This is a genomic window from Acholeplasma oculi, assembly GCF_900166985.1.
Taxonomy (GTDB): Bacteria; Bacillota_I; Bacilli_A; order Acholeplasmatales; family Acholeplasmataceae; genus Acholeplasma; species Acholeplasma oculi.
Map to the genome: position 1 here is coordinate 123407 of NZ_FUZK01000003.1, position 18873 is coordinate 142279.

17 protein-coding genes and 1 pseudogene are annotated in these 18873 nt (G+C 30.6%); all 18 read right to left on the reverse strand.

The features are described 5' to 3' along the window. Positions 1 to 26: 26 nt before the first annotated feature. A pseudogene (locus B5X49_RS07850) lies at positions 27 to 182 on the reverse strand (DapH/DapD/GlmU-related protein); the annotation flags it as partial. Positions 183 to 514: 332 nt separating this feature from the next. Beyond that, complete coding sequence (locus B5X49_RS06420) at positions 515 to 1783, reverse strand: glycosyltransferase family 4 protein (RefSeq protein WP_045749073.1); 1269 nt, start codon at positions 1781 to 1783, stop codon at positions 515 to 517. 1 nt (position 1784) lies between these two features. After that, a complete protein-coding gene (locus B5X49_RS06425) occupies positions 1785 to 2285 on the reverse strand; it encodes a D-glycero-alpha-D-manno-heptose-1,7-bisphosphate 7-phosphatase (protein WP_045749072.1) in 501 nt (166 codons plus the stop codon). After that, the gene (locus tag B5X49_RS06430; RefSeq protein WP_045749071.1) at positions 2278 to 2955 is read right to left on the reverse strand and encodes a nucleotidyltransferase family protein; all 678 of its coding nucleotides are present in this window, start codon (positions 2953 to 2955) and stop codon (positions 2278 to 2280) included. The genes B5X49_RS06425 and B5X49_RS06430 overlap by 8 nt, the downstream gene beginning before the upstream one ends. After that, positions 2955 to 3539 carry a D-sedoheptulose-7-phosphate isomerase gene (locus B5X49_RS06435; RefSeq protein ID WP_045749070.1) on the reverse strand — a complete coding sequence of 195 codons (585 nt, stop codon included), beginning with the start codon at positions 3537 to 3539 and terminating at the stop codon, positions 2955 to 2957. The genes B5X49_RS06430 and B5X49_RS06435 overlap by 1 nt, the downstream gene beginning before the upstream one ends. Continuing rightward, positions 3536 to 4561, reverse strand: a complete 1026-nt coding sequence (locus B5X49_RS06440) for a GHMP family kinase ATP-binding protein (RefSeq protein WP_045749069.1) — start codon at positions 4559 to 4561, stop codon at positions 3536 to 3538. Before B5X49_RS06440 ends, B5X49_RS06435 begins: the two co-directional genes overlap by 4 nt. A 77-nt stretch (positions 4562 to 4638) precedes the next feature. Continuing rightward, positions 4639 to 5367 (reverse strand): NYN domain-containing protein, encoded by a 729-nt coding sequence (locus B5X49_RS06445; protein ID WP_052669924.1) that lies wholly within the window; start codon positions 5365 to 5367, stop codon positions 4639 to 4641. After that, positions 5364 to 6236 (reverse strand): DegV family protein, encoded by an 873-nt coding sequence (locus B5X49_RS06450; protein ID WP_045749068.1) that lies wholly within the window; start codon positions 6234 to 6236, stop codon positions 5364 to 5366. The genes B5X49_RS06445 and B5X49_RS06450 overlap by 4 nt, the downstream gene beginning before the upstream one ends. Positions 6237 to 6238: 2 nt before the next feature. Then, a complete protein-coding gene (locus tag B5X49_RS06455) occupies positions 6239 to 6898 on the reverse strand; it encodes a tyrosine-protein phosphatase (protein WP_045749067.1) in 660 nt (219 codons plus the stop codon). Between the two features lie 4 nt (positions 6899 to 6902). Beyond that, on the reverse strand, positions 6903 to 7655 hold the full coding sequence (locus tag B5X49_RS06460) for a CpsD/CapB family tyrosine-protein kinase (RefSeq protein WP_045749066.1): 753 nt from the start codon (positions 7653 to 7655) through the stop codon (positions 6903 to 6905). Next, entirely contained in the window at positions 7652 to 8383 is a 732-nt protein-coding gene (locus B5X49_RS06465) for a YveK family protein (protein WP_045749065.1), read from the reverse strand. Before B5X49_RS06465 ends, B5X49_RS06460 begins: the two co-directional genes overlap by 4 nt. 53 nt (positions 8384 to 8436) lie before the next feature. Next, positions 8437 to 10191: a M3 family oligoendopeptidase gene (locus B5X49_RS06470; protein ID WP_045749064.1), complete on the reverse strand. Its 1755-nt coding sequence runs from the start codon at positions 10189 to 10191 to the stop codon at positions 8437 to 8439. Positions 10192 to 10194: 3 nt separating this feature from the next. Continuing rightward, complete coding sequence (gene uvrB, locus B5X49_RS06475) at positions 10195 to 12153, reverse strand: excinuclease ABC subunit UvrB (protein ID WP_045749063.1); 1959 nt, start codon at positions 12151 to 12153, stop codon at positions 10195 to 10197. A gap of 177 nt (positions 12154 to 12330) precedes the next feature. Further along, the gene (locus B5X49_RS07795; RefSeq protein ID WP_281268235.1) at positions 12331 to 12459 is read right to left on the reverse strand and encodes a hypothetical protein; all 129 of its coding nucleotides are present in this window, start codon (positions 12457 to 12459) and stop codon (positions 12331 to 12333) included. A 26-nt stretch (positions 12460 to 12485) separates the two neighbouring features. Then, positions 12486 to 13208, reverse strand: a complete 723-nt coding sequence (locus B5X49_RS06480) for a hypothetical protein (RefSeq protein ID WP_045749062.1) — start codon at positions 13206 to 13208, stop codon at positions 12486 to 12488. 818 nt (positions 13209 to 14026) lie between these two features. Beyond that, the gene (locus B5X49_RS06485; protein WP_052669922.1) at positions 14027 to 14308 is read right to left on the reverse strand and encodes a hypothetical protein; all 282 of its coding nucleotides are present in this window, start codon (positions 14306 to 14308) and stop codon (positions 14027 to 14029) included. Positions 14309 to 14431: 123 nt separating this feature from the next. After that, entirely contained in the window at positions 14432 to 15157 is a 726-nt protein-coding gene (locus B5X49_RS06490) for a hypothetical protein (protein WP_045749061.1), read from the reverse strand. A 75-nt stretch (positions 15158 to 15232) separates the two neighbouring features. Next, positions 15233 to 18814: a hypothetical protein gene (locus B5X49_RS06495; protein ID WP_045749060.1), complete on the reverse strand. Its 3582-nt coding sequence runs from the start codon at positions 18812 to 18814 to the stop codon at positions 15233 to 15235. Positions 18815 to 18873 lie beyond the last annotated feature (59 nt).

The window sequence follows — 18873 nt, forward strand, 5'->3', positions numbered from 1 at the left end:
CGTTTTTGTTGATATGTGACTTTTTTTCTCAATTTAATAAATTTAGCAGGTACACCACCAACAACATGATAAGGTTCAACATCTTTTGTAACAACACTGCCTGCAGCAACAACTGCACCATCACCAATTGTTACACCTGGTAAGATGATTGCACTTGTTCCAATCCAACAATTAGAGCCAATCGTTACAGGTTTAAATGTTGCCTCAAACGTATCTGAGTCTACATCATGACTTCCTGTAATGATTTGAGATCTGCTTGCAATGGTTGTATGACTACCGATGGTAATTTTAGATCTTGCATCAATCCAAGCATCGAATCCGATATTGGTGAACTTCCCTATGGTTAATCCCTTAGGATTTAATACTTCACTACGTCTAAAAATGACAGAACCTTTGCCGATTTTAGCCCCCATCATTAAAAAGTATAATTTTCTAATGGTACGAGAAGGCATTTTAGTAAACACCATATTGCCTAAAATATATAAAAACGTATAGATTTTCTTAAAAAGTTTCATCATTCATCCTTTTTAAACCCTATTTTTTCTAAGTCTTTCCAGATAAGTTCCCATGTATGGTTTTTAAGTGCATATGCTTTAGCATTTTGTCCTAATGTTTCTCTTAAAGGTTCATCATTTAATAATTTATCAATATATAGTGCAATCGTTTCAGGATTATCTGCAACCATTACTTCTTTAAAGTTTTCAACCATCAATCCTTCAATACCTAATGAATTGGTTATAATAGGCATTCCCATTGCGAGTCCTTCAACTACTTTTGTTTTAATACCTGTTCCATATGCAATAGGTACTAAAAAGATTTCTCCTGTTAAAACTTCTGTTCTTAAATCTTTGACTTCACCTGTAAATATCACATTAGGATTAAAAATAAATTTCTTTTTAACTTCATCCGATACAGGTCCAACTGCTAAAAGCTCTACTTTAGATTCAACAAAAGGAAACACTTTATCAACAATCATCTTTAACGATTCAACATTGGCTGAATAATGATAATTTCCTAAGAAAACTAATCTGTTTTTTACTTTAGGAATATTTAGATTTTCACCAAAATAGGTTGTATCTACTCCCATTGTAATCGATACACCTTTTTGAGTATGATAATTCACATTATAAATCAGAGATTCTTTTTCAGATATAAAGTAAGCATGATCAAAATGCTTGGTTGTTAGACCTTCTTCATGTTTAACTCTAGATGCCTCAAACTTAAGGGTTAATCTCTTTAAGAAATTAAATGAGATTAACTTTTTTAAAAAACCTTTAGTTTGTTTAGTGTACTGTCCACCTATTTGCATATCTTGATTAACTTCCTGATATTGTCTTTCATAACGAAGGGATAATAAGTCATCTAAATTAATGACTTTAATACCTTTATAATCCTTTAGGATATGATGATACCTAGAAAGTCTAATCATATCTAGTATGACAATATCTGGTTGAATTTTATCAATATATGCTTTCATACTATTTGCATTTTTCTTAGAATAGAATAATGCAGATTGAATCGAATATTTACCAAATATCGTTTTAAAGATTAAATTTTTAAGTTTTGTTAACTTACCAATCTTTTTAGCTTCTAATACGTCTTTAATAAATTCCGGTTTTGTTGCCTCATCATAAGTTTGATCCACTTCTTTAAAAGCATATACATATACATCATAGTTGTATATCTTATGCATACCCATTGCATTAAAATAGGCAGTAATTTTCTTACCGCTATTGGTTGGCCAAAAGATTCTAGTTGAGATGTATAGTACTTTTTTTGACATGTTAAACCTCTCTTAAAGAATGAACGACTTTAAATTCGAATGAAGCCTCTTCGACTGGGTATTTTCCCTTAATAAAATAATTCTCTTTTATACCTGCACGGTATGCTGCAATTAAATCTGATGTTTTATCTCCAACCATTAAGGAACTCTTAGGATCGATTTGGAATTCATTTATTGCATCTAGAAACATTCCTGGATTTGGTTTTCTTCTTGGATGATTATTTTCCATTGAAATTTCATAATATACTTTAGCAATCTCTATACCCTTTGACTTAAAGACATCTGTCATATAGTTTGAAATTTCAATTAAATCTGATTCTTTATAATAACCCTTTGAAATACCACCTTGGTTTGTACAAACAATAATTAAGTATCCTAAATCTTGATATTTCTTACATAACTCAAAAATACCATCCATAAATTCGAAATCTTCAATTTGATTGACGTAATGGTGATCTTTATTGATCACACCGTCACGGTCTAAAAATAATGCCTTATTCATATAGTAAGTCTTCCTTTAATTTTTGATAATCCTCAGGTATGCCCATATCGATAAAGTATGCATCAAATGATACACCTTTGATAGGTTTTAAAAATACATGTTTTTCTAACACATCTTTTTCTAGTGAAAATTTCTTAGGTAACATTAAAGATTCTAAAAATGCACGGTGGAATCTATAGATTCCGCCATTAATGTAACCTTCTTTAGATGCTGATCCTTTTTCAATGAATGATGAGACGTATCCATTTTTAAAGGTAACTTGACCATATCGATCATTTTGATTTAAATACTTAAGTGCCATGACGATGGGTTCTGGATGTATCATTTCTTGATAGTTGATTCTAAATAATGTATCACCATTTAATACAAAAAAGTAATCACTCTTTATTATTTTTAATGCAAATCGAATCGCTCCACCTGTTCCAAGGGGTTCTTCTTCAATTGCATATGAAATATCTAAATCCTTATATTTTGAACCAAAATGGTTCATAATAATTTCATGTTTATACCCAACACTTAACACGGCATGCTTAAATCCAGCTTGTATTAAGTCATCTAATACATATTCTAAAAAAGGTCTACCATTGACATCTGCCATTGGTTTAGGTACATCTTTAACAACACCTTGAAGTCTTGTACCAAATCCACCTGCAAGTATGATAGCTTCCATTAGAATAAAACCTTCTCAACGATTGCACAAAGCGTATGGCCAATCACTAAATGGGATTCTTGGATACGAGGAGTTATTGGTGATGGAATAACGATATTGATTGTTCCAAGATTTTCTTTGGAGATGATTCCTCCATCTTTACCGTTAAAGACAACCGATTTTAATCCAATTTCTTTTGCATATTTTAATGCTTCAACGATATTTTTAGAGTTACCACTTGTAGTAATTCCAATAAAGACATCATGTGGTGTTGCATGTGCTTCAAGTTGTCTTTTAAAAATATAGTTATAATCAAAATCATTACCGATTGCAGTTAAAATCGATGTATCTGTTGTAAGTGCAATCGCACTTAAAGCTTTTCTATCAAAATAAAATTTGGATACTAATTCACCTGCTAGATGTTGTGCATCTGCTGCTGAACCACCATTACCAGCTAAAAAGATACGTCCACCTTTTTGATAGGTTTCAACTAATAAATTAGCTGCATCATTGATTTGATTTAAGATTTTTGGATTGTTTAAAACAGCTTCTTTAACTTTAACAGATTCTATAAATTCATTTTTAATATAGTCTAAATGGTTCATACATACCATCCCTTCGTACCCTTTTCTACAAACTCAACACTTCGAATCTCACCATCAAAATTTTTAAGTGCACGTTCTACATCTAATTTTTTTAGAGGATCTACAATAAACATCATAAATCCACCACCACCCGCACCCGATACTTTACCTGCTAAGGCTCCCGCTTCAATCGCTTTTTCGTAAATTGTATCAATCAGTGGATTGGTGACTGCCTTAGACGTTTTTTTCTTAGCTAGCCAACCATTTTTAAGTTCTAATGCCACATCACTTAAATTACCTTTTAAAATCGCTTCTTTCATGCGAATGGCAGCTTGTTTTAATTCATGTAACCCTGATAAGTTATCCGATGCGTTATCCCTTGTATGTTTAATTTGTTCATCAATAATATGTGCTGACTCTCTAGATTGACCTGTGAAAAATAAGACTAAAGATGCTTCAAATTCATCTTTTAACCATTGTCTAATTCGAAGTGGATTTACAATCACATGTTCTTCTCCGTGAAACTCAATAAAATTAAACCCACCAAAAGTTGCAGCATACTGATCTTGCATCCCACCACTCAAATTTAAATCTTTTCTTTCAATGTCATAAGAAAGCTTGGCTACATCATACTCACCTAAAGGTAGTTTTAATAATTCAACATAAGCTTTTACCATAGAAACGACAATGGCACTTGATGTTCCAAGTCCACTACCAATCGGTGAATCTGCTTTAGTTGTTACTTTTAAAGATAAAGGTTTACCTTGATTAAATTCTTTAACAATTCGGTTATAAACACCTGCATGAAGTTTTAAATCATGATCAATTGGTAATTTACTATCACTTTTAAATGTAAGTTCTTTTTGGATATCTTGAGCAACAAAAATTACTTCACCTGTCAAAAGTGTTTCGATGGTTGTATGAGCATACATATTGATTGTTACATTAAGAACCATTCCACCATACATATTCGCATAACTTGGTAAATCAGTTCCCCCACCTGCTAAACCGAGTCTAAGTGGTGCTTTAGAGCGTACTATCATAAATTTATCGTATCCTTTTTTCGTTCTATATCCATTATAACAAAAACTAGAACAGATGTACTGTTCTAGTTGGCTTTTTAGTCTTGTCGAATGCGAATATATGCAACTTTATCTTCATTCTTAATTTCAAAGTCTTTAAACATTTTAAAGAAATTGAGTGCTTTTAATTTAGAACCATAGTTGATTGGGTCAAATCCTGGATATTTTTTTCTGAGTTGATCAGCAACAATACTCCAATACGCCCATCCATCATCTTCTAAATTATCATCAATGATTTTTTTAAGATCTTTAATAATAATCTCTTTTTTAGGAATGAGTGATTTACCGTTTAAATCTTTACGTTCTTTTTTAGGTTCTGATGCTTCTAAGATTTGATCTATATAATAAAATCTTTCATATGAATTAACTAATACTTCAGGAGTTTTGGATTCTCCCATACCAATTAAATACATATCATCTTCTTTAAGACGAATGATTAGTTTTGTAAAGTCAGAATCACTTGAGACGATACAAAATGCATTCACCTTACCTGAATAAAGTAAATCCATCGCATCAATCACTAAAGTAAAATCGGATGCATTTCCTTTATTAGAAAGATTGGCATATTGTTGAATAAAGGTTAAACTATACTTTTCAGCTTTGGACTTCCAAGTTTTTAGTCTTTCTTCGCTCCAATCTCCATAAATTCTAGCATTTGTAATTTTACCGTGTTTATTCGCCTCATTAATAATGATATCTAAATAAACAGGTGATACATTATCTGCATCGATTAGTAAGGCTAGTCTATAATCTCTTTCATTCATCATCTATGATCTGCCACAAAGAATAATGCAAGTACACCTTGACCTGTATGTGCACCAATTACTGGTCCAATCATGTTAATAACAAGTTCTTCAACGTCGTATTTCTCTTTGATCATACCTGCAAGTAAATCTGCACTTTCTAAATCATCACCATGACCAATAAAGACAGTTTGTTTACCTGGTTTAGCAGTTTTAACCATTTCATCAAATAAAGCTTTAATCGCACGTTTACGACCGATTGCTTTATGTCTTGGAACTAATTTTCCTTCATCACTTGTATGAAGTACAGGTTTAATGTTTGCAATTTTAGCAACAAAACCTGCCACTTTAGAAACTCTACCACCACGAACTAAATGACCTACATCATCGACTGTAAACCAGTGCGCAATATGTGGTAATAAATCCTTACCATATGCTAATGTATCTTCTATGGATAAATCCTTTTCTTTTTGAGCCTTAGCTGTTAAATAAACAAGCATGCCTTCTCCAAGTGAAGCAGACTTCGTATCGAGTAATAAAATCTTTCTTTTTGGAAATTTCTCTTTAAGTTCATCTGCAGCAATTCGAGCAGAATTATAAGTTCCTGATAATTGAGATGAAAATGACATAATTAAAATATCTTTTCCCTCTTTTAACAGTGGTGTTAAATAACTAATGTACTCATCTGGATTGATTTGTGAGGTTGTAGGTTGTGCACCTTGTCTCACTGCATCATAGAAAAGTTTAGGATCTAGTTCTCTTCCATCTAGGAAGTTCACATATTCCTTACCATTTAAATTAAATTTTAATTGTAGCACATGTAGTTGATACTTATCTGCTAGTTTTTGTGGTAAATCTGTTGTTGAATCGGTTAAGATTATAAATTTACTCATACTTATTCCTCTAATTCTCTCATTTTAAAATTTTTCGGCGCTTTTTTAAGTGCTTTTAAAACATTTGGTTTTCTTGATTTTGTATCATGACAATCACTACCTATAAAATCCACTAAACCCAATTTTAAATAGTGATGTGCACGTTTTTTATAATGTCTACCATCCGTACCCAAAACAGCACCACTATTAACTTGTATAAAAGAACCATCCTCTTTAATACGTAAGACATCATCATCTGTTAAATATGGATATCTTTCAATATGTGCAACAATCGGTTGATACCCTTTGGCAATCAAATCATATAATACATCCACAATTCGGTCTTCAATGACTGTGGAAAACTCAATTAAAAGATATTTTTTGGAGAATCCTTTAAATATATATGCATCATAATTTGTTTTCTTAAATGGATCATATAAGACTTCAGCACCTAAATACAGTTTTATATCAGGCATAATGTTTGAAACGTCTTTTTCAAACATTTTAAAACGCTCTAAATATTCTTTAGATGACACTCTTTGCACTTTATTTTGTACATGCGGTGTTAAAACCACTTTATGAATGCCTTGTTCGTATTGTAACTGTAACATTTTAAGTGCTTCTTCAAATGTTTTTGCCCCATCATCAACACCTGGTAAGATGTGGGTATGCATATCCATCATATAATCACTCTTTTTCTTCAAACGCTTCTTTATCACTGGATGTATATCCATATCCATAACCATATGTATATGAATAAATATCATTTTCTTTTAAATCAACTTGTGTGAATACTGAGCCGATGACATTCACATTACTTTGTCTTAATGTTTTTAATGCTTCATTAATGACTGCACGTTTAGCCTCATTTTGAGCAACAACGAATAAGACACCATCTGCAAGTCTAGAAATATACAGTGCATCTGATACTGCAATAACAGGTGGTGAATCCAGTAATACATAGTCAAATTCAGTTTTTAATCTTGCGATTAAATCTTTTAATTTTTGAGCTTCTAAGACGTTTACAACTGCAGTCGTTCTTTCACCTGCAACGATATAATTAATTCCTAATTTTTCAGAATAACCAATTAATTTATCATAATTGATTCTTCCTGCTAAATAATCTGTGAGTCCATTTTCATTCGCAGCTTTAAATACACGGTTGATTTTAGGTTTTCTTAAATCTAAGTCGACGATAACAACTTTTTTACCTTTTTTAGCAATCAAGTAAGCGAGGTTTGATACAAATGTAGTTTTCCCTGCTCCAGCAAGTGAAGATGTAAACTGAATCACTTTTAAATTACCATCGATATTGACGTATTCAAGATTCACCAAAGCTTTTTGGAATGCTTCAGCTACAAAGGATAGAGGTTGTTCATGTGACACAATGTAATCGTACTGTGCAGTACGTTCTTTTTGGAATAATTTACGTCTTCTCATCGTTTTTTCTTCTCCTTAATATCAAATTCAGGAATCACACCAATGACTTGTATGCCTGTACCCATTTCGAGTTGTTCTTTAGTCAAATATGAGTTATTAAAGAATTGTTTTAATAATGCAATACCTACACCTAAAACCCCACCTAATAAGAATCCTACAACAGAATATAGAATTTTATTTGGAGAATCATCTTCAGGGTTTCCTGCACTGGATAGTAAGACAAACTTATCTTTAAACAAATCAACATCTGTTTCAATAACAACTGTTGTGATTGCTTGAGTCATTTCTTGTGCAAATGTTCTTTCTGTATCTTTAAAACTAATACGAATAATAAATGATGTTGTGGTTGATGCAACACTTGTTGATCGTTTAATTTGAGTATTGGTTAAACTATTTAGTCTTTCTACATAATCTGGATTTGTTATTAAATTAGATGTTCTAACTTTATTAATGATGTTATCACTCACTACAAATTCAGCTGCAGATTGAATCAAACGCTGTGTATCAATAAGGTTAATGGCTTCAGCATCACCTGCTTGAGGTACTTGTACTAAAACTTCTGATGTGGAACGGTATTCATCTTCAACAAATATAAATGCATAAGTTGTTGCAATTATTCCTACAAATAATGTGAGTACGGTAATTAAAATCCAGCTTTGTTTAATAATTGAAAATACATCAGCTAAACTGATACCAGACTCCTGTTGTTCGCGGTTATCTAAATCCATGATTAATCTCCCTTTTTCGGCATATTGGTTTGGTTATGTTTATTATAACATATTTACTTTTTTTCATTGAATAATCTGATGACTTCATCAATATCTTTTTTTATCATTTCTAAAGAATCTATCCAGAATGCTTTAGAAGTAATATCAATACCCATAGATTTTGCAACTTCTTCAGCATCTGCTTTAGTTGTTAAAGCAAGTAAATCATCATACTTTTGTAAGAATGATTCTTTATTTTTTAGATATTGTGCGTATAAACCCTTACCAAATAATAACCCAAATGCATATGGGAAGTTATAGTAGTTTAATCCAGCACTATAATAATGACCCTTCACTAACCACATATATGGGTGTAGGTTGTCGTGATCTAGTCCATCTAAATATGCTTCTTTTTGAGCATCAACCATCCATTTTTTCATTTCATGTTTTGAAATTGGTCGATTTGCAGATTCAAACACCTTAGATTCAAACATAAATCTAGATAGAATATCGATAATGACTTGTGTATCACCTTGTAAACCCATTTCTAACAATGATAATTTTTCATTTGGGTCTTTGACTTCTTTAAGTAAATAATCATTCATAATGGCTTCACAGAAAATTGATGCAGTTTCTGCTAAAGGCATTGGATAACTCCAATGAAGTGGTGCATTAGCCTTAATAATATCTCCGTGATAACCGTGTCCTAATTCATGAGCAAGTGTTGAAACATTGTCCAGTGCTCCTGTGAAATTAAGAAGAATTCTTGATTGACCAATTTGTGGTTGGTTTGAACAAAAAGCACCCCCACGTTTACCTTTTTTAGGATATACATCAATCCAATTTAAATCAAATGATTTTTTACCAAATCCACCTAATTTAGGTGAGAAACTATTAAATGCATTAAAGACTAAGTCTTTTGCTTCATCATAGGTATATGTTTTATTAAGGGAACCCACAGGTGCAAACATATCATACCAAGGTAAACCTTTTTCATGACCAAAATAAGTTGCTTTAGCTTTTAAATAATTTGCAAAGTGAGGTCTATAATCCATCATCGCCTCAATCATTGCGTCGAGTGTTTCTTTTCTCATATTGGATTGATCTAAAGTCTTTTCTATAGCACTATGATAGCCTCTAATTTGATTCATGGTATTGACTTCACGTTTAATGTTGGTTAATGCAAGTGCGACAAAATCATCTACTTTTTCATACGCTTTAAGTTCTGCTTCATATGCTTTTTTTCTAAATGCTTGATCTTTATCATATGCATAGTTTCTAACATCAGAGAATGTATGCTCCTTACCATCAATATCAATCATGAGGTTTGCAGTAGCAAGCGTTTGAACTTGAGTCCATGAACGAGAGGATAGTTCAGAAAGCTTAGCATATAAAACTTCTTCACTTTCTGATAATAAATGTTTTGCATGTTCTTGGTCTTTTTTAAGATTATATAGATATAGTTTGATCAGTTCAGACTTTTGTGCTAATTGATCTAAATTAACTTCTGTTAGATATCGCTCAAACTTAACAGCTGCTGCTGTTTTTTGACGATATATTTCAGATAATTTAGATAAATAACCTAATGCTTCATTATTTGTTACATCTGTAGATGCTTTTAAGGATGCAAAACTTCCAAGCGTTCTACCTAACTTAGTAATCTCTTCGCTGTATTTTAGTTCACCTTCAATATAAAGCACATCATCTTTCACTTTAGTTTCTAAGTGTTTGATAGAGTCTTTAATAAGGTTATCTAATCTCTTTAAATCGTTTTGATAGGTTTCATCGAAACCTAAGTATAAATCATCTAAATTCCAGTTTAATTCCATATATTAATTACCCGCTTTCAGTTCGAATATTAAATCTCTAATTTCCATCGCTTTTTCAAAATCTAAATCTTTAGCAGCTTGTCTCATTAGAAGTTCTAATTTCTTAATTTCTTTTTCTATTTGTTTTTTATCATACTTTAATTGAATTGAATCTTTATCTGTAATTTCACCTTTAAGTGAAATATCTTCTCTTATGTCTTTAATGACTTGATATGGTTCTACTTGATTCACTTCATTAAATGTTTGTTGAATCTTTCTTCTTCTATACGTTTCATCGATTGCTTTTTGCATGGATTCAGAAATAGAATCTGCATACATAATAACTTTACCATGTAAATTTCTAGCAGCACGACCAATGGTTTGAATTAAAGACCTTTCACTACGCAAGAATCCTTGTTTATCCGCATCGAGTATGGCAACTAAAGAAACTTCCGGTAAATCAAGCCCTTCTCTAAGTAAGTTAATCCCTACTAAAACATCATATTTACCCATTCTTAGAGCTCTTAAGATTGAGGTTCTTTCTAAGGATTTAACCTCACTGTGAAGGTACGCTACTTTTAATCCTAATTCTTTAAAGTGTCTAGTTAAATCCTCACTCATCTTTATGGTTAGGGTTGTAACTAAGACTCTTTCATTGGCTTCAATGCGCTTCTTGATTTCAAAATATAGATCGTCAATCTGGCCCATACTAGGTTTTATCTCAATTTCTGGGTCCAGTAAATATGTTGGTCTAATAATTTGTTCAATGATTGGTAGATTTTTGTCTAGTTCATAAGGACCGGGTGTTGCAGATAAATAAATGACTTTATCTTTTCTTTCTTCAAATTCTTCAAATTTTAAAGGTCTATTATCTAAAGCACTTGGTAATCTAAAACCGTAATTGACTAAGTTTTCTTTTCTAGAACGGTCACCAAAGTACATTCCTCTAATTTGTGGAACAGTCACATGTGACTCATCGATGATGAGTAGATAATCATCTCCAAAAAAGTCAATTAAGGTTGCTGGTGTTTCTCCTGCTTCTCTTAATGCGATGTGTCTAGAGTAGTTTTCAATCCCTGAGGTAAAACCAATTTCCTCAAGCATTTCTATATCGTATTTCGTACGCATTTCGATACGCTGTGCTTCTAGTAATAAATTTTTAGATTGGAAATAATGAATTTGTTCTTGAAGTTCATTTTTAATTCTTCTAATACTTTCCTTCATTTTATCTTTATTCGCCATAAAGAGTGTTGCAGGAAAAATAGATATAAAACTTTGTCGTTCTTTAGATACACCTGTTAGTGTATCAAAGATGATAATATCATCAATTTCATCACCAAAGAATGAAACTCTAATACCATTACTTCGTTCATTTGAAGGAATAACTTCAACATTATCGCCTCGAACTCTAAACGTTCCTCTTTTGAAATCCATATCATTACGTTCATATTGAAGTTCTACTAATTTATTTAAAAATGAATTTCTAGAATAGGTTTCACCTACTCTTAAGAAGATGGTTGCTTTTTGGTAATCCTCTGGATCCCCAATTCCATATATACAAGAAACAGATGCCACAACAATGACATCATCTCTTGTTAGTAAAGATGCTACTGCACTATGTCTTAATTCATCAATTTCATCATTGATAGAGGCATCTTTTTCAATATAAGTATCACTAGTTACAACATATGCTTCTGGTTGATAGTAATCATAGTAAGAAATAAAGTATTCCACTCTATTTTCAGGAAAGAAAGATTTTAACTCACCATATAATTGACCTGCTAGTGTTTTATTATGTGCGAGTACTAAGGTCTTTTTACCGAGTGACTCTATCATATTGGCCATGGTAAAGGTTTTACCAGTACCTGTTGCACCAAGTAGAATCTGTTCTTTTTTGCCATTTAAGAAGTTTTCTTTTAATTCTTTAATGGCATTTATTTGGTCACCTTTGGGTTGGTAGGGGGATTTTAATTTAAACAATATATACCTTCTTTACTAGAAAAAACGTTTAGTTAATTTTAACATTAATGTATAAAAATAACAAGGAAACTTTTAAGAGTTTCCTTGTATATTGTGCATTTACAATAGAATGTGTAAACCCACAGTGAGCATTAGTCAATGATCTAAATCTTCCCCCCCCTAGTCTTAAACAGAAAGGATTTATAAAGCAAGTCCACATTGTAAATCAAATCCATTGCCAGTTATCACCAATGTGCTTCTTTTTATCTCAGATTGCTTTGATTTTAAGTATAAAGCTTCTGCAGAATTTGGATGCAAATTGTCTACCATTAAGATTTTTACCCCTTTAACTTAAACTACTTGGTATTATTCTTTGACTGACTATTCATAATCTCTGAAGATATCTTCTTCATATTATCAATCATGTTTTTATAATATCCTTGTAGTGTATCAGAATTATTTATAAACTCTTTAATGCTTTCTGGAAAGTGTCTAGTAATATACTTTAGTGTGCCTATTTCCTTTAATTCTTGCTTTAGATTTATTAACTTAGGAATTTTTATGTCTAATTTATAATAACTACTAACTATCACTATAAATGGTATTTCTAGCAATGAAATTAAAAACTTTATCATTATTTTGTTGAACTCTATTGATTCATACACTTGAAATCTCTCAGTAAATAACGTCATTACACCTTCAAAATTAGTGTGTGAGAATTTATTTAACATTTGTTTTATTCCAAAAAAGTAGTCGTTAAACAAATTAATTTTCCCGATTTCAACTTCTGCATTTTTCTTCTTAACTGCATCCATAATATTTTGGGGGTTGTGGTTCTTTTCTATGAAGTCTTTCATAGTGTATACACCATCAGAAACCCCTGCCATAACAATTATATTCTCTTGTATTTGTCTTAGAAGTGGTGAGATTGTCACAATACTATTTTCTTTGATATCCTTATAGCATTTTTGAAATAATTTAGTACAACTTATCATTAGTGCATCTAAAAGAAAGGATTCTTCATTAATCCACGTTTCGGTTTTATTCAAATGCTCAATAATGGCATCAAATTTTGTCATTTAGTCATACTCACCTACACTGAATAGATTGTATAGTAGATAGTCGTCATACTTATTATTCTTTACTCTTCAATGTTTCGTATGATTTCTTCTATCATATTAGCACTTATTTTAAGTATAGCATTTGATTAACAATTAAAAAGCGCAACCCGCTTGGCATCAGACAACACTTAATCATCATTTAAATAAAGTTTAATAATCTTTTTAATTTTTTCAACATTAACATTTAGTTATTTACCAAAATCTTTACTTTATTTGTTACGTGAAGGAATCTCCGGGTTGCATCTTTGAGTGTTTGAATATGTAATAACTTTACCTACTCTTGTTATGGTAAAAGATTCGTTAGTATTATTTAATTCGTTCATTTTTATTTATACTCTATAGATATTGTTGCATGATGTTATTCTAATTATATCATGTGGTTAACGATTAAAAAGTGCTCGCCAGTATTAGTGGATTGCACTCTAGCATTAGTAGTTCTGATTATATATATTGTTGATTGCTTCAAGGTATAGCTGATAAGATTTCTTATCTTCATCATTATTGCTATTTTTTAAGTCTAGGTACTCATCTCTTAAATCTTGCCATAAACCATCTTCTTTAATCTCTTTTGCTTTATCAGCATAATTATTACTTTTGGCACGGATATTCCAGATATAATTACTTGGTTTATCAAATTTATTGATTTCATTTCTTAGGTCATCGTTATCATCTAGAATCTCTCTTACAATACCAAAGTCGCAACTATGTTTGATTAAACTGTTTTCTTTATCAACTACTTTGATTGTGATGGCTGATTTTGAACTACTTGGATTATTTTATTTAGTTCCTTTTAATGCTTTATTAAAAGCTTCCATGAACTTATCTCTAATTTCTTTTGCTGTAAAATCAAATGCACCTTGTTGTAGCACAAGGTTGTAATCAAAATCAAAACCCTTATTACTACCTTTTTCTTGGGTTATTAGCTTCTTTGAACCACTACCAATGAGATCAAACCTAAAGGTTATCTCTCCTCTTAACTCATCTTGCACATTCTTAATGATGTCTTCCAGTTCACTTCTTACTGGACTGTACTTGGTTTTACTGACATATTCAAACATGATACTTTCCTCCGCTATCCCTATCCGACCATATGATTTTTTAACCATATCGAAACATTTTATCATCGTCTACAATTAAAGTCAATCAGCACATATTTAAAAATAAAAATTCTTAAAAACCGTTTACCAAAGCATTGGATTTTTATATGCAGAAAACAGTCCATCTTGTCTAATCATTTCTTGAAATCTTGTCATATCCATTCTTTCTGTTGGAGTTAGATTTCCATTAATAATCCTCATATTTTGATACCAAATTCTTTGTTTATCATCTTCAAATAACAACGCAAATTCTGGTGAAAAATTAGAGGTTAACACATGATCTACCGCAGTATAATTAATCAAAATATGAAATGTTTCACCACTTTTAATTCTTCTTTTTCCATTAGTATAGATATTCATAAAACCATTGTTCATATAGTACTCAAGTCCTCTATCATCTATCAATGCTATATTTCTAGTAATATTTGTTGTTATAGTGAAGCGCTCAATCGCTTTTTGACCAGTATTTTTAAAGGTATATTTATGTGTTATAAAATGTTTTTTATCAATTTTCCCATAATCAAATCTAACACTATCACCTTGAACATCTGCATCAATATGACAGTGCAAAACATCCACCATGGCCTCTTCACGGTCTTTGTCTAAAACTTGTGCATAATCAAAATCTTCAAATGCAATAAACTCAAGAAATGGTCTTTTCTCAAATTCTTCACGTTCTAACTTTTCTCTATCTCTTCTACGTTCCTCATTAATTGTCTTTTTAACACCTATAAATGTGATTAGTCCACCTAAAATAGCTCCCAAAAAAGCTAGTACTCCGCCAATTAAACTTGCAATTCCTGGATCCATATAATTTTAACCCTTTCATATTCTTTACTAAGAATTATGCCTTATTTTCGATCAAATAAAATAAAAATGATGATTTTATATAAGTTTCTTTAATTCACCAAATGATATTATTGAGAAATCAACTTCTTTAAATTCTGAAATAAATACTTTGTTTGTTACCATTAAATTGCTGATAACAGGTAAATCTTCAGTATTTGTAATCTTCAAATCAGTTAATATAGCTAAACTGTTTTCTGCTAAATAATCAATTCTTCTTTGAAATTTTTCATCATACTTACCTTTTGAGAAAAATGTATTTTGTTGTTTAGCAAATTCACTTATAGAACCAACATGCTGAATTACTTTACTTTCTATGTTCCAAATAATATTCTTGGTTTTATCATAAACTAAAATGTCATAATCTCCTAAATCTTCAGGATGTTTACCTCTTTTATGTAGTTTTAATTCTTTAAATACTGACTTATACCCTTTTTGTTGAAACAAATTATAAATAGCTTGTACCATATCATCTTGCGTTATTTTTTTTAGTCTATCAATTTCAGTCAAAATATTGGGTATATTATATTCATGTACTGGATACAGACCAACAAAACTATTGCCCCAAAGCATAAGTGTTTGATAGCATATTATCGGTGAAAAAATATAACTATCACCTGCACTTGTCAACGGTTTTAAATCAAATCGGTTTGGTCTGTATTCTCTTTCCCAAATCGGTATAACATTCATATCTTTTATTATATCCTCTTTAAAAATGTATGATAAATATTCATCGTTAACTGTTAACTTATTTAATACCGCAAGTGCTTTTTCTTTTGTGTTTAACTCTGATATTTCACCCATTACAATGTCCACGAGTCTATCAATATCAAATCTAATAACATCTGGATAAATTTCGTATAAATCCTTTTCATTGCCATTATCTGAAAGTATACCTAATACTTTTATAAATGCGTCAAATGAAAAACCAAAATCTTTCATGAATGCATCCATTAGATTAACATTTTCAAGTAAATTAGGTACCTTTTCACTAACAAATGATCCCGAATTATATATTCTCTCTGATAGAGATTTATACTTCTCCATCGTGTCATCAGTAAAGTTAGTATTAACTAGATAGTCATACGATACTTCAATACTTGATGTGTCCATTTTCCAGTGAAAAGAGTCAGCATTATCCTGTAATACAACAAACCAATCTGCATATGCTAACAAATCTCTAACGTCATGCCTTTTAGTTGTTATCACATTATTTCTATTTCCATATTTAAGATTCATCTCAATTAAGTATAAAAGATATCTTAACTCGCTTTTTTTATCTTCTCTAAATTTAATATTTTGTTCTCTATATCCATCGGCAATCTCTTTTTCTATCATCGAATCATCAGTAAAAATTTTATCTTTAGCAGTCAAAATGTCAAATTGAATCGCTGCTAATAAAGACAGGAGCATAACGTGTAAATCTAAGTAATAATATTCTCGTATCATTGATTTAAAATCTGAGATTAATGTATCTTGGAGTTTTCTAATTACAAGTTTTGCATCTTCTAAACGATATTCTCCGGGTTCAATTCCAACTTTTTGACATATTTGAGCTATTCGTTTTCTTACCGAAATGAAATTTGATTTATCTGACCAATATGATAGGTTTTTCATATTTTTGTAGTAAGGAATCCTAATATATCCTACATCAGTTATTTTAGGTAATTGATTAGTTGAAATAATCTCATCTTCTAATTTTTTTATATCAAAAAAAGAATTATCTACAACTCTAAATATCTCTCTAAAAAAATCACATTCAACTTCTCTGTTTTTGGACATATAAATGCTTTCAAACAGGATTGATTGATTAATTGTAATTCGAAGGGTATAGTGTTCAGAATCAAATTCAAAATCTCCTTTTAGATATTTACCCTTAAATTCAGATTCTTTTATTTGATATTCATAACTTGCTTCTTCAGGAATTACAAAAATCTGAACTTCTTTATCTAAAAACCCAACTTTCTTTAGTATTTCCCAAAAGTAGTCAAACATAAAAGATAAAAGATTATCAAGTGTCTGTATGTGATTTATCTCTTCATGATTTATCATAGCTTCATTAAAGTGTTGCTTATTTCTACATATGAATATATACCCTTTATTTTCATGTTTTCTTATAATTCCTAATAAATCTGAACCTTTACGCTTCGCATAAACAAATCCATTCTTATAATCATTAATTTTCCAATGAAATGGATTATCAAATAAATAATCATTTGCAATAACTGGAATTTGATTAAACTCATTCTTGAATAATTCTAGAACTGTTTTTTCAGGAGTGTACAAATCAATTAATACGCTAGAAAAAGTAACAGCTCCCATTTCTAATGTTCCTTCCGTGTTTAAAGTGCTTTCAAATAATCCTGACAACCCATCAGAAGAAAACAGTTGCTGCTCAGTATTTTTATATTGATCTAAAAAAATCATAATTTGACTAAAGCTATTGACCCTTAGAATGAAATATAAAAAATCTAATGCTATAATCCTTAGAGGTTTACCATATTCACCGAAGAAAACTGCTTGCTCAGTTATATTTATATGATTATTAATAGTAATAAAATCAATATCAATTTCTTTTTTGATTGGATAAACTTTATAACCTTTTTTATAGTATGCCATAATGTGTAATTTATCTTGTTTATGCAATTCCATGATTTGATTATGTAAGTTATCAAGGCTTTCTTGTGATTGTACAACCCACTCGTTTAAAAGAATAATAACTCTTTCATTTAAAAGAATTGTTGCAATACATTCAGTAATTGGTTTTTCTTTAGGATTATCCATAATGAAAGCATTGTTTAGCACATGACTTTGTTCTCCTGATAATTCAAATTGGTTAATCAGATAACGTTGTATTGTTCTATTAACAACTTTTATCAGTTGTTCATCCGCAAGTTTACTGATTTCATGTCCAACATAATCAATAACAAGGGAGGTGTTGAATAGTAAAAATGATTGATTGTTTTTATCAATGAAGTGTAATTTATTAGGATGATCTTCTGCAAAGAAATATTGCTTAACCTTCAATTTTGAAAATCTTTCATTAAAATAATCATATGTCTTGTAAATCTGTTCAAAGTGTTTTTCAGATGGGATGATAATTTTATTATTATACTCATCTATTCTTCCATCAAATCCCATTTTAAGATTGTTAATTAACTCAGTGTTAAACTCAAGCAATTCTTTCACATCATCACCAATCGAATTAGACACTGCAATCTCATCAATGAAATAATGAAAAATGAAGCTATGATTATGTCTACTTCCTACTATGATTGGATATAGATTATCTGCAAAAGGTATTTGTATTTCACCTAGGTCATGAATTTGAATGTCTGTATTCATCGGATTTGATTTATAAAATGATATTATTTTTTGAGCAAATTCGGCAAACTCTAAATACGTATTTATTTCTTTGTTTCCTTCAGTTTTATTAATCTTAAATGCATAATTTAAAGTAATATACAAATCTAGCAGGTTTCTATTAGGTAAGTAAGAGTTGATTGCATATATCGCTTTAGCTACAGATTTGTCTGCGTATTGCTTAAAAACACTTGATATTTTATCTACCATATTCTGTTCAACTAGTGAATCTATTGGTAATTTGTATTTTTTAGACACAAGAAATCTCCATTGCAAAATTTATATCGTTACAAGTGTTAATTAATCAGCTTTTCTAT

Coding starts and splice junctions, on each gene's coding strand:
- B5X49_RS06445 (WP_052669924.1), bottom strand. CDS start 5,367: ATGATGAATGAAAGAGATTATAGACTAGCCTTACTAATCGATGCAGAT.
- B5X49_RS06460 (WP_045749066.1), bottom strand. CDS start 7,655: ATGAGAAGACGTAAATTATTCCAAAAAGAACGTACTGCACAGTACGAT.
- B5X49_RS06450 (WP_045749068.1), bottom strand. CDS start 6,236: ATGAGTAAATTTATAATCTTAACCGATTCAACAACAGATTTACCACAA.
- B5X49_RS06470 (WP_045749064.1), bottom strand. CDS start 10,191: ATGGAATTAAACTGGAATTTAGATGATTTATACTTAGGTTTCGATGAA.
- B5X49_RS06420 (WP_045749073.1), bottom strand. CDS start 1,783: ATGTCAAAAAAAGTACTATACATCTCAACTAGAATCTTTTGGCCAACC.
- B5X49_RS07795 (WP_281268235.1), bottom strand. CDS start 12,459: ATGGTAGACAATTTGCATCCAAATTCTGCAGAAGCTTTATACTTAAAA.
- B5X49_RS06485 (WP_052669922.1), bottom strand. CDS start 14,308: ATGTTTGAATATGTCAGTAAAACCAAGTACAGTCCAGTAAGAAGTGAA.
- B5X49_RS06490 (WP_045749061.1), bottom strand. CDS start 15,157: ATGGATCCAGGAATTGCAAGTTTAATTGGCGGAGTACTAGCTTTTTTG.
- B5X49_RS06480 (WP_045749062.1), bottom strand. CDS start 13,208: ATGACAAAATTTGATGCCATTATTGAGCATTTGAATAAAACCGAAACG.
- B5X49_RS06430 (WP_045749071.1), bottom strand. CDS start 2,955: ATGGAAGCTATCATACTTGCAGGTGGATTTGGTACAAGACTTCAAGGT.
- B5X49_RS06455 (WP_045749067.1), bottom strand. CDS start 6,898: ATGATGGATATGCATACCCACATCTTACCAGGTGTTGATGATGGGGCA.
- B5X49_RS06440 (WP_045749069.1), bottom strand. CDS start 4,561: ATGATAGTACGCTCTAAAGCACCACTTAGACTCGGTTTAGCAGGTGGG.
- B5X49_RS06425 (WP_045749072.1), bottom strand. CDS start 2,285: ATGAATAAGGCATTATTTTTAGACCGTGACGGTGTGATCAATAAAGAT.
- B5X49_RS06435 (WP_045749070.1), bottom strand. CDS start 3,539: ATGAACCATTTAGACTATATTAAAAATGAATTTATAGAATCTGTTAAA.
- B5X49_RS06465 (WP_045749065.1), bottom strand. CDS start 8,383: ATGGATTTAGATAACCGCGAACAACAGGAGTCTGGTATCAGTTTAGCT.